This window comes from Natronorubrum halalkaliphilum (assembly GCF_009834785.1).
Taxonomy (GTDB): domain Archaea; phylum Halobacteriota; class Halobacteria; order Halobacteriales; family Natrialbaceae; genus Natronorubrum; species Natronorubrum halalkaliphilum.
This window is the reverse complement of sequence record NZ_WUYX01000038.1, coordinates 112,784-126,227: the sequence shown is the minus strand read 5'-3', so window position 1 is coordinate 126,227 and position 13,444 is coordinate 112,784. Positions and strand designations below refer to the sequence as shown.

Sequence of the window (13,444 nt, the reverse complement as noted above, 5' to 3'; positions counted from 1 at the left end):
CGATCGTCGGGCTCCGTTTCGGATCCGCCATAGACTCCAGTCACACTTCCACTTCCACTCACAATCACGCTTACACTTTCATCGACTGTACCAGCGTCTCGACGTCCTCCTCGAGCCGACTCGCGTACTCCAGACGCAGGTCCCGGGCGTCGCTGTTCGTCACGTACTGGCGGCCGTCGATCCGCGTCGAGATCGGGTGGTAGTCGTCCACCGAGAAGCCCATCCGATCGAGATAGCGGGAGACGTTGGTCGACTCGAGGCCGTCGTGGATCGCTCCTTCGGCGAGGTCGCAGGCGACGTCGAACTCCGGAAGGGTGACGCCGTCGTCCGTGACGCGGCCAGTGTTTCTGGGATCGCTGTCGGACTCGATTTCGACGTTCGTGTGGTGTAGCTGCTCCATCACCGTCTCGAGTTCGTCGGTCAACCGGAGCAACTGGCTCGGCAGTGCGGCGTCCGGCGAGCGCCACTCGACGGTCGGCATCTCGTCGCGCAACCTGATCGGCGTCCAGACCACGTCGTCGGTCGAGAAGTGCTCCTCGACCGCCCGTTCGTCGATCCCCTCCTCGAGTGCCGCTCGCTTGAACTCCTCGTAGCGGTCCTCAAGCCGGCGGTGCCACTCGCCGACGTTGTCGACGTAGTGCCAGAGCTGACCGTGTTTGGGGTACTCCTCGTAGCTCTTCTTCCGGTAGCAGTAGGCGCGGGCGCCGTTGGCGAGCCGTTCACCCTGGTAGTACGGCGAGGAGTTGACCAGCGCGAGCGCTGCGTCCAGCGCGATCAGCGCGTTGAGCTGATCGGTGACGTTTCGCTTCTCGACGTGGATGTGCGTGCCGGCGCAGTACTTCGCGTAGTCGAAGTTCTCGCCGATCACCTCCTTCTGGATACGGCCCCGCTCGCCGGGGTGGCGGTCGATCTCCTCGGAGTTGATCGGCGTCCCCAGCGGAACGAGTCGCTTGTCTACCGATGCGGCTTTCGAGAGCACGCCGTCGAGCTGCTCGACGAACGTCGTTCGGAGTTCGCCGATCGTCTCGCACGGCGGCGTTTTCAGCTCGAACAGCGGCTCGACGAACTCCCGCTCGGTCTGTTCGGAAACCTCCGCGAGTTCGCCCGGCGACGTGAGCTCGCCGTCGGTATCGATCACCCAGTACTCGACTTCGATGCTCGTGTTCATACTCGAGATGGAAGTTGCTCGTCAGTCGCGGTGTCGTACGGTCTTCTGAACGTCATACCGGCCCGCACACAGCCGGCGTGGCTGCGCCGGGAATTCGGTACAGCAGTCCGTATCGGCGGGGCTATCCGGCGCGGCGGTCGACATTCGGAGGTGGTTCCGGTGCCGGCCATCGACAGTGACGACGTTGCGGCGGTTCGACGACGACGTATCCCTCGAGGCGGCACGGCAGCGTTCGTGGATCGTCGTCGCGGCTCGATATGTTCCATTGAACGCGTTTCGTTGAAGCGCCGATGCCTGCAGCCGCCTGCCACCGCTCGCTCCGCCGACAGAATGCGGTGCCTGAACGATCGTCCGTGCCGTTCTCGCTCCGGCACGCTCGGAGGGACCGCGCGGGCAGCCCACCTCGAGGGGTATCGAGCGCTCGGAGGGGGTCGCTACCGACGGTGTCCGTCCGATATGTCGTCAGCAAAGCCGACTCGCAACGAGACGACCCGTGAGCGGGATCGAGTGCGATTTCCTCGCCCTGGGCTCGTCTCGACGAGTGCAATCACGTCCCTTCGACTGCCGTGGTTTCCAGCACCGACAGCTCCGTCTCGAGTTCTTCGAGGGCCTGCAGGGTCTCACGCTCCTCCGCAAGGTTCGACTCGAGCGGTTCGACGACGTCGTCCGCGTAGGCGAGGCGACCGGCGAGCATGACCAGCGATTCGTAGGCTCTGATCTCGAGGCGCTCCGTCATGAGCGCGATCTCGAGGGGGGTCGGGACGGCCGGTTCGTCCGCGGACTCGCCGTGTTGGTGCCACGATTCGACCACGCCGTCGATCGTTCGCGTTCGACTCGCTCGAGGCTGTCGGCCGAGCGCCTCGAAGACGCTCGCGAGGCGGTCGATCTGCCGGTCGGTCTGTTCGCGGTGCTCGTCGAAGCAGTCGCCGAGCGCCTCGTTCGGGGCGTCCGCTGCCATCTCGCTGAGCAGTTCGACGTGGGTGCGTTCGACGTAGTAGGCGTGCTGGAGCTGGTATCCGAACAGATCCTCGAAGGTTTCGACGTTCATGTGTAGGTCTCCGGTGTGTGTTTCTGGGTTCGGTTGTGGGCGGTGGTTGCGGTCGTGGTCGCGGTTAGTGCTGTAGCCGTGACCGTGATCAATGGCACACATCGGTCACGTACCGATCGGTCGTCCGCGGCCGCGATCCCGCTCGCACGCACGGGCCTTGCAGCCACTGCGGCCACGGCGGACTGCAATCCGTCGCAAGGCAGGCCACAACCCGCCCCGTCGAGTGGGTCTCTCACGGCTTTTTCCGCCACGATCGGCCGAGCGATTCCCGCGCGGCGTCGTCGACCGGGTTCGACTCGAGCAGCGTCTCGACGGCGTCGCTGTCCGCCAGCGACTCGAGTTCCGTCCGGGTCCGTCGCTCGTCGTCGTAGTTGTGTTCGAGCGCGTCAACCACCTCGTCGGCCGCGTCGTCCTCGAGCGCGCTGGCGAGGGCCATCGTCGTCTCGTAGACCGAACACTCGATCGCCTCGAGTTGCAGCGTCGTCTGGATGTAGTACAGCGGCCGGAGGCTGTCGTTCAGGATGACGTTGTTGAACGCTTCCTTGTCGGCGAACAGACCGTCGAGTTCCGGCACGCGACGGCCCTCCGGCTCCTCGCCCAGCGCGTCGAAGGCGCGTTCGATTCGGTCGAGGTGCGTCTCGGTCTCCTCGCGGTGCTCGTCGATCACGTACTGGAGCTGTTCGCGACACTCCATGGCACGCAGGTCGTCCAGCGTCTCGATGGAGACGTCGGTCGCAAGCGTTTCGAGTTCGGACTGCAGCGTCCGCTCGATGTAGTACAGTCGTTCTAGCTGGGCCGTGAGCGCGTCGTCCGATGTGGTCGTTGCGGAACTCATAGCTGAAGGGATCGCGGGAATCGGGGGTTCAGAACGACTGTTGCATTCGCATCTGTTCGTCGGTGTCGTGGGGACTGTCGCCGCGGTCGCTGTAACGCGGTCGTCCGACGGCGTCGCGTCTGACCCCGTTCAGGATCGCCAACTCGAGTTCGTCCTGCGTTTCGTAGGTTTCGTGGCCGGAGGTCTCGAGGATCGTTTCCAGCGTGTCCGATTGGCTGGGATAGCTGATCTCAACATCGGCGAACTCCGCCAGGATTTCCTCGGTCGTCATCGGGAACGTCGTCTCTTCGAACAGTTGGCTGACTGCCCCGACCTCGAGCGATCTGACCTCGTCGGTGGTGTCGTCAATGCGGCTCATCGGAGACTCCTACCCGGATGGACGGGAAAGAGCTACAGCCTGCAGATGACTGTGTCGACCGGACGCGGGCGAGTATCCGGCAACCCGGAACGGCCGGAACGGCTAACAAAACCGACCGTAATTAGCAACGTATGCACTGGCCCGTTGGCGGCAGTATCGCCTCTAAGGACGGGATCCCGCTGTCGGTTATCGGTGTCGGAGCGGTGCTGACGGTCGTTCTGCTCGCGGAACTCGTCCTGTTCGTCGCGTTCGGGCCGACCCGCGTTCCCGACGGCACGTTTCTGGTCGGGGCGGCCACGACAATTCCGTTTCTCGCCGGCATTATCTACGGGGGAATCTGGCTGCGGTCCTCCGATCTTTCGCCGGCCCGGTATCCGCGTATCGTCTGGTGGTGTCTCGTCATCTCGAGCAACGTATTGCTCATCGCGCTCGTTTTGATTGTCGTCGTCCCGACCGACTCGTGGGCCGTCGTCTTTTTCTGGACGCGGTGGGCAGTGGCCCTCGGCGTTGGTGTTGGTTTGCTCGTCGGCTGCATCGAAGGTCGCGCCATCGAGCGCGCGTTGACCGCCGAACGCGCCGTTATCGAGGCGGAGTACGTCGAGGAGCAACGGGATTCGCTGGATTATCTCAACAGCATTCTTCGCCACGAGGTGTTGAACACGGCGACGATCATCAACGGGTACGCGTCACTGCTCGCCAACGAGGCCCCGGAGCTGAACGACCAGAGCCGCCGCTGGGCGGAGATCGTGATCGAGGAGTCCGAGGAGATGTCGACGGTCGTCGACGACGTCCGCGTGCTGTTAGAGACGACCGAAGGGGAGTACCGACTCGAGCCCACGAACGTCTCTGACGTGTTGCACGACGAAATTCGAAAGGTAGACCACAAGTGGGGCCCCGTCGACGTGGAGACGTCGATTCCGCCGGACGTCTACGTTCAGGCCGACGCACTGCTCGCTCGGGTTTTCGGCAACCTCCTCTCGAACGCGGTCGAACACAACGATTCGGCGACGCCGCAGGTGGCCGTCACGGTCGATCCGGGTCCCGAGACCGTCCGGATCGAAATCGCGGACGACGGCCCCGGTATCCCCGACGGGGAACTCGACACCCTTTTCGAGCGAGTCAAACGTCGAGGGAGTACACACGGGCTGGGCCTCTACCTGATCGACCAGCTGGTGGCCCGGTACGACGGCGCGATCGAGTTGACCGAGACGGGTCCCGACGGGACCGTGTTCACGGTCGAACTACTGGCCACCTCGGCAGATCAGGAGGGAGAAAAATACGACGCAGCAGCGGGGTCGGCGCTCGTCATGGAGTGAGCTCATACGGATTGCTGTAACTATGTACCGCCGATCACCAGGGACGGGGTCGGTTATCGGCGGTAATTGACTACAGGAAACCGTATCAGTCGTCCATCGTCCTGCGTCGTCGAACGAGATAGTAGCCCGCGACGATCGGCTGTAACGGCGGGATGGATAGACTCAGGAACGCGATGCCGAGATAGAGTCCCGGGTTCGGTCGCCACGAGTCCCCGTTCGTACAGACGTAGGCGGCGTCCTGGTGGATCGCGATCGGAAACGAACCGAACGCGATCGCCCCTGCGAGGCCGACGGCGGCTCTGAGGAGTACCGGGAGCGTGAACACGATCGCGACGATGGCGGCGGCGAACCCGAACAGCGTCGTCGCGAGCGAAATAGCCACGACGAGCCACCAGCCCGACCACCCCGGCCGCGTTCCGAACCGTCGGTGACGGCGTGCGAGGTAGACGACGCCCGCGAGCGGTGCCGACACGAGCGTGACGATGGCGTTGAGCCACGGGTTCGGGTTCCAGTTCCCGCTCACGCCCGGCCGACGGCGGATCCGCCGCGCGTCGAAGAAGATCGCGACGAGGAGCCCCAGCGTCAGGAACGTGTACCCGAAGCTACCGATCAGGAGCAACCCCAACTGGAGGCCGGGAACGCCGGGTTCTGCCTCTCGGAGAATACCGACGATCCCGACGCCGATCACCGGCGGAAACAGGTAGAGGAGTCGCTCGATGACCCGCGCCCAGTCGATTTCGTCGACGTGTGTCGCCATCTGGTGTGCCATCAGCTACAGCGGGAGCCGTTGACCGGCTTCCGTCGAGTGACCGGTACGCATACCAGTTTTGGACTGGATCGCCGCAGCGGTCGGCTCAATCTGCATCCGTCTCTGGCTCTGACGACCGATCACAGTGCTTTCTTGTACGCCTCGAGGGTCTCCTCGACGTCGTCCTCGGTGTGGCCGTAGCTGACGAACTGGCCCTCGAACTGGTTCTGGGAGAGGAAGACGCCCTCGTCTTTCATCTGGCCCCAGAAGATTCGCCGCCAGCGCTCGGTTTCGGCGTTTTTCACGTCGGCGGCGTTCTTCGGACAGTAATCGTAGCGCGGGCAGGTCGGATTCTGCCGACAACCCGCCTCGCACTGCTCCTCGAGCGAGTCCGGGCCCGGCCCTTCGCGGGTGAAGATCACCTTGAACATGCTGTCGGTGCCGGTGACGGTGTAGTTCGGGGCCTGGTCGGCGAGGATATCGGACAGGCCGCTGCGGAGTTGGTCGCCGAGTCCGTTGACGTGGTCGTAGACGTCGTTTTCGGCGGCGAACTGCAGCGTCTCGAGGCCGGCGGCCATCGTGACGGGATGGCCGGAGAAGGTGCCGGCCTGGAAGACGGGGCCGGAGGGGGCGAACTGTTCGATGATCTCGGCGCGGCCGCCGATCGCCCCGACGGGGAAGCCGCCGCCGATGATCTTCCCGAACGTCGTCAGGTCGGGCGTGACACCGAACTCGCTCTGTGCACAGCCCAGGCCGCCCACGCGGAAGCCCGTAATGACTTCGTCGAAGATCAGCAGCGAGCCGTGGTCGTCCGTGATTTCGCGGAGGAACTCGTGGTAGCCCTCCTCGGGGTGGACGATGCCGTAGTTGCCCAGAATGGGTTCGGTGAGGACGGCCGCGATGTCGTCGCCGTGCTCCTCGAAGACCTCGCGGACGGCGTCCTCGTCGTTGAACGGCACTGGAAGCGTGTGTTCGGCGAACGACTGTGGAATGCCCGCGGAGGAGGGTTTCGGGTTCTCGGCGTCGCCCTCGACCAGCGTCGACTCCTGGGCGCCGTGGTAGCCGCCCTGCATGACGACGATCTTGTTCCGGCCGGTGTAGCCGCGGGCGAGTCGCACGGCCGAGGTGGTCGCCTCGGTCCCCGAGTTGACGAAGCGGATCTTCTCGACGCTGGGGACGTGGCGGACGACGAACTCCGCGAGGTCGACCTCGACTTCGGTCGGGGTTCCGTACATCGGCCCTTCGCTCGCTTTCTGCTGGATGCCCGCCTGTACCGGCTCGGGCAGATCGTGGCCCAGCAGGAGCGGTCCGAGTCCCATCACCCAGTCGATGTAGCGGGTGCCGTCCGCGTCGATGACGTGGCCGGCGTCGCCCTTCTGGACGAAGAATGGGTAGGGCTCGATCGCCGCCCGAACTGCGGAGTTGACGCCGCCGGGCATCACTGAGAGCGCTCGATCGTACAGCGCACGCGAGTTCTCATCGGACATAGACGAAGCTTCGAAACGGGAGGGGAAAGTAGTACCGAGGTTCGATCGATCGCGCCTCGAGCCGTACTCACCGGTTCGGTCGGCGCGCGGGTCTCGGATTCAGACGGCGTCCTGTCCGGTGTTGCCGGTCCGGACCTGGTACGCGTCTTCGACGGGAATCACGAAGATCTTCCCGTCGCCGGGTTCGCCGGTGCTCGCGGCGTCGCCAATGGCCTCGACGACCTCTTCGGCGGGAATGTCGGCGACGACGCACTCGATCTTGACCTTCTGGTGGAGATCGACCGTGTACTCCTCGCCGCGCCACTGGCCCTTCTTCGCGGGCTGGGAGCCGCGACCGGAAACGTTCGTCACGGTCAGCGACGGCGCGCCCACTTCGGCGAGGGCCGTCTTGACGTCGCCGAGACGGTCGGGGCGGACGACCGCGGTGACCATCTTGAGTTCGCCGTCGTTCGGGTAACCGCCGTCAGTGCGAATCTCGGAGGCGGATCGGGATCCGCCACCGTCGGTCGCGACATCGGGGCCACCGAACTCGGGGTACGTATCGACGCCGTGCTCGGCGAGATCGAGTCCGTCGCGTTCGTGGTCGGGCGTGACTCGAGCCTGGCCGATGGCCTTGAAGCCGCCCCAGACGGCTGCGGTCGCGACGACCGTCCAGACGGTGATGACCGCGACGCCGACGATCTGTGGCACGAACGCGCTCGCTTCGATCGAGAGGATGCCGCCGGCGATGATGCCGCCGCCAATGGCGGAGCCCTCGAGCGACCAGAGCGGGTAGATGATCAGGCCGAGCATCCCCGCGGTCCCGTGGACCGGGAAGACCGCACAGACGTCGTCGATCTTGAGTTTCTCGTCGACGAACTTGAAGACGATCGGCAGCTGTGCGCCGGCTAAAAATCCGATCGCGATCGCCCCCATCGGGGTGATGAGGTCCGTCGGGCCGGTGACGCCGACGAGTCCGGCGAGCATGCCGTTTGCGACGTACAGCGTATCGACCTTCCCGTTCATCGCGAGCGAAACGGTGGACGCACCGAGCGCGCCGAGTCCCATCCCGAGTGCGGTGACCATCGCGATGCTCCCGACGTAGTCGAAGTCAGCGAGCGCGAAGGTCTCGGGGTCGATGACCGTCGCGGCCGTGCCGACGTTGAAGCCGAACCAGCCGAAGCAGAGGATCAGCGTCCCCAGCACGGCGAAGGTCATCGAGTGGCCGGGGATGATGTTGACGCTGCCGTCCTCGTTGTACTTGTCCATCCGCGAGCCGAGAATCCAGGCGGCGGTCAGTCCGGCGACGCCGCCGACGCCGTGGACGACCATCCCGCCCGCGAAGTCTGCAAAGCCGAAGTCAGCGAGGATCGGCGTGCCCTCGGGGGCGTACCAGACCATGCCGGCGACGACGGGGTAGATGACCGCCGCGAGCAAGAAGGTGTACGTGACGTACGCGCGGAGTTTCGCGCGGCCCGCGACTGCACCGGAAACGATCGTCGCCGCGGTCATCGCGAACACCGCGCTGAACAGCCACATCACCCAGTCGAACGATCCTTCGCCGAACATCGTCAGCGGACTCGAGTCGCCGCCGCCGAGGGCCGCACCGACGTTGTTCGAGATCCCCATCCCGATGACGAAGAACACGAAGATCCCGACCGCCCAGGTCAGCATGTTCTTCGTTAACTGGTTCGCGACGTTCTTCGAGCGGACCTGGCCCGCCTCGAGCATCGCAAAGCCCGCGTGCATGAAGAAGATCAGGAACGTGACCGTCAGCGCCCACATCAGGTTCATCCCCGTCGCGAGCGACTCGAGGTCGGCCGTCTCCTGGAGCGGTACCGCCTCGATCATGACTGCACCCCCATCGATCCCACCTTACTACCGATTCTTTGTAGACGTATGTCCACGCGTCTGCTGTTCAGGTTCATGGTTGTCTTCTGAATCACGTCTGATACGGATGGACTAGCTACATATAAGGATTAGCGTTGATGAACGTCTAATTATCTGTGCGTAATAGGGACAGGCGAGCAAATCTAAAGGTAGTCTAGTGTGTATAAGGCAATACGATTTGGCGGCTTGTTCGAGCCGCGGTTATATATTCGATCTTTGTAAACCGTGAAAAACCCGGAAGAGCCGCCGGTCCGTCGACGCCGGCCCGGTACGGCTCTCCGCGGGGGGAATACGGCTCGCGCGCGGCAGATGTTGCCACGCGACGGGCCGATTAACGACGGGTTGGACGTTCGTCAGAATGCCGGGCGATACCAGCCGTGATCACAGCCACAGTCGACCAACGGCGGCTCTAATTTTCGACCGGACCGCCGTTAGAACTTCGAGAGAGCTTCGAAGACGCGCGTCCCGCGCTCGATTACGCCCGTTTCACCCGACCGTCGCTACCGGCTCGCCGACAGTTCCTCGGCGACGTCTTCCGCGAAGTACGTCAGAATCAGATCCGCTCCCGCACGTTTGATCGAGAGCAGCGACTCGAGCGCCACGGCCTCGAGATCGAGCCAGCCCTTTTCGGCGGCGGCGTGGAGCATGGCGTACTCGCCGGAGACGTTGTAGGCGGCGACGGGGTGGTCGAACTCCCGCCGGATCTCCGAGACGATATCGAGGTACGGGAGCGCGGGTTTGACCATCAGTACGTCCGCGCCCTGCTCGGCGTCGAGTCGAACTTCGCGCATCGCCTCGCGCGCGTTCGCGGGATCCATCTGGTAGTGTCGTCGGTTTCCGAAGGCGGGTGCGCCGTCGGCGGCGTCCCGGAACGGCCCGTAGAAGGCGCTCTCGTACTTCGCGGCGTAGCTCATGATCGGGACGTGCTCGTACCCCTCGCGGTCTAACCCCTCGCGGATGGCGGCGACCATCCCGTCCATCATTCCGCTGGGGGCGATCATGTCCGCCCCCGCCGCAGCGTGGGAGACCGCGATCCGATCGAGGGCCTCGAGGGTCGCGTCGTTGTCGACGGTCGTGGTCGGGTCGCACGCCGGGCCGCCGTCGTCGACCCCAACCTCGCCGTCTTCGCTCCGAAGTTCCTCCTCGAGCGGCCCGCAGTGGCCGTGGTCGGTGTACTCACAGAGACAGACGTCCGTGATGACGTACGCATCGGTTTCCGCGGCGATCCGTCGGGTCGCTTCCTGAACGACGCCGTCCTCGGCCCAGGCGCGGGTCCCCTCGGGATCCTTCGATTCCGGGATGCCAAAGAGCATGACGGCTTCGACCCCCGTCTCGAGAACTTCCTCGACGCGGGCGACGCTCTCGTCGATCGGCACGCGCTCGTGGCCGGGCATCGACTCGATCGGCACGCGTTCGTCGGTCGTCGCATCGACGAAGACCGGTGCGATGAGATCGCTGGGCTCGAGGCTCGTCTCGCTGACGAGCCCGCGAACCCGATCCTGTCGAAGCCGCCGGGGACGGTGTGTGAGATCCATACAGGAGGTACAAATGGAACGGCCAAAAACCGTCCGTTCGAACGCCGGGGCCGTAGCTGTCTCACCCATCGCGGGCGACGGGCCGCCCGGCCGCGGACCACGACTCGCGCTCTACAACGAGTCGGCTCGGACGGCCGTGATGAGCGATACTCGTGTCCCTCGGGGTCGCGCCCCGGTGGAATCAGTACCAAACTCGAGGAGGACCGCACGGATCAGCGACTCCGCCGTGACCGATCGAACGGCGACTGAACCGCGCTACGTCATCGCCTCGTCGCCGATGTCCGGATGTTCGCGAACGAACGCGACGAGTTCGTCGACGTAGGATTCGAACGGCGGACACTCGATTCCCGTCCCGGCGAGCGCTCGTCGGGCGTTCGGACAGGCGTACCGCGTCGGATGATCGAGATAGTCGAGCGTCGCGGGTTCGGCGGGGTCGCCGCGCGCTGCGAGAGCCCCCATCAGCCGTTTCGCGATGGGTTTCGTACTCGGGAGTGAGACGACGCGATGGCCGGTCGCTTCGCCGATCGCGTCGACGAAATCGGGGATCGAAAGCGGTGCCGGATCGCACAGCTGATAGACTTCGCCGACGGCGTCCTCGCGGGCGCTGAGATGAGCGATGGCGTCGACGACGAAATCTCGCGGAACGACGTTGAGCTCGCTGTCGGCTCCGCCCGGTAGGCCGGTCGTGATCGAGCAGGCCGACGACTGCGACAGGATGTTCCGGATCAGGTAGTACGGGCCGTCGTACTTGCCCGTCTCGCCGGTCTCGCTGTCGCCGACGACGATCGCGGGCCGGTAAATCGTCGCCGGGAGGCCATCGGCCATCCGCTCCTGGACGGCGACCTCCGCCCGGTACTTCGTCTCCTCGTAGTGGTTGTTGAACGTCTGTCCTTCACGCAGGTGGTCCTCGGTGAAGACGCCGTCGTAGCGGCCGCTGACGTAACACGTGCTGACGTACTGGAACCGATCGATGTCGAGGTCGTCGGCCGCGTCGAGAACGTGTTCGGTTCCGCGGACGTTCACCGCCTCGGCGGGCTCGAGGTCGACCGCGAGATCGTATATCGCCGCGAGGTGGTACAGCTCCGTGACGGACTCGAGGGCCGACAGACCGTCGTCGAGACCGAGTCCGGGCCGAGTGATGTCGCCCTCGAAGAGTTGGATTCGGTCGCTGCCGGAGCCGGCGAGCGACGCCGCGCGCCGCTCCGCGAGGGCGCGGTATTTCGGCTGGATCAGACAGGCGATCGGACCGTCGCCGCGATCGAGCAGTCGTTCGATGAGCGCCGAGCCCAGAAACCCCGGGAAACCGGTGAGCAGTATGGTCGGCGGCTCTTGGCTCCTGTCGCCGTCGGTTCCGTCGGCTTCGCTCATCGGAACCACCGCCTGACGCTCGAGACGGTCGGCAAGCGGCGCTGTAGCCGCGTCAACCCCATCATCCCACGTGCGTACCACGAAGTCGGGATGCCCGGCGGTGCGTCTAGCGGCCCGATTCGGGAGGTGGCGATCGTTCGGGACTCGAGATAGCGTTCGATTCCTTCGCGGCCGTGGCGGCGACCGAGTCCGGAGTCCCCGAAGCCACCCATCGGCGCGTCGACGGCCGCCCAGCCGGACACGTAGGCGTCGTTGACGCAGACGGTGCCGCAGTCGATCTCGCGGGCGACGGCGACGCCGCGGTCGCGGTCCCCGGCCCAGACGCTCGCGTTCAGTCCGTACTCGGTGTCGTTAGCCGCCCGAATCGCCGCCTCCGTGCTGGAAACCGGCCGGACGGAGACGACGGGTCCGAACGTCTCCTCGCGGGCGACCGTTGCGTCGGGATCGACGTCGGTCAGGATCGTCGGCTCGTAACAGAACGGCCCCACGTCAGGTCGGTGACGACCGCCCGTAAGCACGGACGCACCCGTCTCGAGCGCCTCCTCGACGTGGCGTTCGACGCGCTCGAGCTGGTCGCCGTCGATCAACGAGCCGACGTCGGCCGCGAAGTCGAAGTCGGTGCCGAGCGCGAGTCGCCGCGTTTCGCCGACGAAGGCGTCGAGGAACTCGTCGAAGACCGACTCGTGGACGAAGAGCCGTTCGGCCGAGAGACAGAGTTGGCCGGCGTTCGTAAAACAGGCCTGAACCGCGCCGCGGGCGGCCTCGTCGATATCGGCGTCTTCGAGGACCACCAGCGGGTTCTTGCCGCCGAGTTCGAGGGAGCAATCGATCAGGTTTCGACCGGCTCGCTCGGCGACGACCCGGCCGGTCTCGGTACTCCCGGTAAAGGACAGGTAGTCGACGCGGTCGATCAGCGCCGGCCCGACGGTGGGGCCGTCCCCGGTGACGATTCCGAAGACGTCGTCGGGGAGTCCGGCCCGCTCGAGCAGTTCGGCGAGCGCGAGGGCGGTAAACGGCGTCTTTTCGTCGGGCTTGAGTACGACCGCGTTGCCGGCGATCAGCGCGGGGATCACGTCGGTCACCGAGAGCGTCAGGGGGTAGTTCCACGGCGAGATGACACCGACGACGCCGACCGGCTCGGCGGTTACGCGAGCGGTTGTCGCCGGTGGAAACGCGCCGCGTCGCTTTCGGTCGGCCAGCGCTGCCGGTCCGCTGTCGGCGTAGTACGAACAGGTCAGCGGAACGTCGAGGACCTCTTCGAGGGCGTGACGGCGGGACTTGCCCGTCTCGAGTTGCAGGAGATCGAGCAGTTCCGCGCGGTGCTCGAGGACGAGGTCGCCGAATCGCTCGAGAATCTCGCCGCGTTCTTCGACCGACCTATCGGCCCACGAGGACTGGGCGTCGCGGGCGCGATCGACGGCCCCGTCGACGTCGGCGACGGTGCAGGCGGGAATCGATCCGATTACGGTGTCCGTCGCGGGCGCACGGACGGCGATGGTGTCCGCGTCGGTATCTGCGTCTGTGTCGGTGTCGATATCGGTACCGTCAGCACCGACCCGTGCTGCTAACGCCGAGAGCCGCTCCGACGAAAGGGCCGTTCCGGCGAAACTATCCGATCGCGAATCCGTTTCGATTGCCATTCGATACCACACACGAGGGCACGCGGGCCGATACCTCTTTGGCTCACGGAGAGAAGCCCCGCGAGCGCCGAT

11 protein-coding genes are annotated in these 13,444 nt (G+C 65.2%); 1 reads left to right on the top strand and 10 read right to left on the bottom strand.

Features of this window, described 5'->3' with window-relative positions; translation table 11 throughout:
- Positions 1-70: 70 nt before the first annotated feature.
- The 4 genes from GS429_RS12770 to GS429_RS12755 all read right to left on the bottom strand — a co-directional run bounded on the left by GS429_RS12770 (position 71) and on the right by GS429_RS12755 (position 3,409).
- Positions 71-1,168: a glutamate-cysteine ligase family protein gene (locus GS429_RS12770; protein WP_160065738.1), complete on the bottom strand. Its 1,098-nt coding sequence runs from the start codon at positions 1,166-1,168 to the stop codon at positions 71-73.
- A 547-nt stretch (positions 1,169-1,715) separates the two neighbouring features.
- Complete coding sequence (locus tag GS429_RS12765; protein WP_160065737.1) at positions 1,716-2,216, bottom strand: YciE/YciF ferroxidase family protein; 501 nt, start codon at positions 2,214-2,216, stop codon at positions 1,716-1,718.
- Between the two features lie 232 nt (positions 2,217-2,448).
- Positions 2,449-3,051, bottom strand: a complete 603-nt coding sequence (locus GS429_RS12760; protein ID WP_160065736.1) for a YciE/YciF ferroxidase family protein — start codon at positions 3,049-3,051, stop codon at positions 2,449-2,451.
- A 28-nt stretch (positions 3,052-3,079) separates the two neighbouring features.
- On the bottom strand, positions 3,080-3,409 hold the full coding sequence (locus GS429_RS12755) for a DUF5789 family protein (RefSeq protein WP_160065735.1): 330 nt from the start codon (positions 3,407-3,409) through the stop codon (positions 3,080-3,082).
- Between the two features lie 131 nt (positions 3,410-3,540).
- On the opposite strand from GS429_RS12755, the gene GS429_RS12750 reads away from it, so the two are divergent.
- Complete coding sequence (locus GS429_RS12750) at positions 3,541-4,725, top strand: sensor histidine kinase (protein ID WP_160065734.1); 1,185 nt, start codon at positions 3,541-3,543, stop codon at positions 4,723-4,725.
- A gap of 85 nt (positions 4,726-4,810) precedes the next feature.
- On the opposite strand, the gene GS429_RS12745 is transcribed toward GS429_RS12750, so the two are convergent.
- The 6 genes from GS429_RS12745 to GS429_RS12720 all read right to left on the bottom strand — a co-directional run bounded on the left by GS429_RS12745 (position 4,811) and on the right by GS429_RS12720 (position 13,372).
- On the bottom strand, positions 4,811-5,482 hold the full coding sequence (locus tag GS429_RS12745; RefSeq protein WP_160065834.1) for a hypothetical protein: 672 nt from the start codon (positions 5,480-5,482) through the stop codon (positions 4,811-4,813).
- A gap of 131 nt (positions 5,483-5,613) precedes the next feature.
- Positions 5,614-6,960: a glutamate-1-semialdehyde 2,1-aminomutase gene (gene hemL / locus GS429_RS12740; RefSeq protein ID WP_160065733.1), complete on the bottom strand. Its 1,347-nt coding sequence runs from the start codon at positions 6,958-6,960 to the stop codon at positions 5,614-5,616.
- A 99-nt stretch (positions 6,961-7,059) separates the two neighbouring features.
- Positions 7,060-8,790 (bottom strand): ammonium transporter, encoded by a 1,731-nt coding sequence (locus tag GS429_RS12735; protein ID WP_160065732.1) that lies wholly within the window; start codon positions 8,788-8,790, stop codon positions 7,060-7,062.
- A gap of 539 nt (positions 8,791-9,329) precedes the next feature.
- Complete coding sequence (hemB, locus tag GS429_RS12730) at positions 9,330-10,364, bottom strand: porphobilinogen synthase (RefSeq protein ID WP_160065731.1); 1,035 nt, start codon at positions 10,362-10,364, stop codon at positions 9,330-9,332.
- Positions 10,365-10,619: 255 nt separating this feature from the next.
- Positions 10,620-11,732 carry an SDR family oxidoreductase gene (locus GS429_RS12725; protein ID WP_160065729.1) on the bottom strand — a complete coding sequence of 371 codons (1,113 nt, stop codon included), beginning with the start codon at positions 11,730-11,732 and terminating at the stop codon, positions 10,620-10,622.
- A complete protein-coding gene (locus tag GS429_RS12720; protein WP_160065728.1) occupies positions 11,729-13,372 on the bottom strand; it encodes a succinic semialdehyde dehydrogenase in 1,644 nt (547 codons plus the stop codon). Before GS429_RS12720 ends, GS429_RS12725 begins: the two co-directional genes overlap by 4 nt.
- Between the last annotated feature and the right edge of the window lie 72 nt (positions 13,373-13,444).

What these genes read in the sequence shown, in the direction of transcription:
- GS429_RS12770 (WP_160065738.1), bottom strand. Translation starts at nt 1,168, where the DNA reads ATGAACACGAGCATCGAAGTCGAGTACTGGGTGATCGATACCGACGGC.
- hemL (WP_160065733.1), bottom strand. Translation starts at nt 6,960, where the DNA reads ATGTCCGATGAGAACTCGCGTGCGCTGTACGATCGAGCGCTCTCAGTG.
- GS429_RS12750 (WP_160065734.1), top strand. Translation starts at nt 3,541, where the DNA reads ATGCACTGGCCCGTTGGCGGCAGTATCGCCTCTAAGGACGGGATCCCG.
- GS429_RS12745 (WP_160065834.1), bottom strand. Translation starts at nt 5,482, where the DNA reads ATGGCGACACACGTCGACGAAATCGACTGGGCGCGGGTCATCGAGCGA.
- GS429_RS12720 (WP_160065728.1), bottom strand. Translation starts at nt 13,372, where the DNA reads ATGGCAATCGAAACGGATTCGCGATCGGATAGTTTCGCCGGAACGGCC.
- hemB (WP_160065731.1), bottom strand. Translation starts at nt 10,364, where the DNA reads ATGGATCTCACACACCGTCCCCGGCGGCTTCGACAGGATCGGGTTCGC.
- GS429_RS12765 (WP_160065737.1), bottom strand. Translation starts at nt 2,216, where the DNA reads ATGAACGTCGAAACCTTCGAGGATCTGTTCGGATACCAGCTCCAGCAC.
- GS429_RS12755 (WP_160065735.1), bottom strand. Translation starts at nt 3,409, where the DNA reads ATGAGCCGCATTGACGACACCACCGACGAGGTCAGATCGCTCGAGGTC.
- GS429_RS12735 (WP_160065732.1), bottom strand. Translation starts at nt 8,790, where the DNA reads ATGATCGAGGCGGTACCGCTCCAGGAGACGGCCGACCTCGAGTCGCTC.
- GS429_RS12725 (WP_160065729.1), bottom strand. Translation starts at nt 11,732, where the DNA reads ATGAGCGAAGCCGACGGAACCGACGGCGACAGGAGCCAAGAGCCGCCG.
- GS429_RS12760 (WP_160065736.1), bottom strand. Translation starts at nt 3,051, where the DNA reads ATGAGTTCCGCAACGACCACATCGGACGACGCGCTCACGGCCCAGCTA.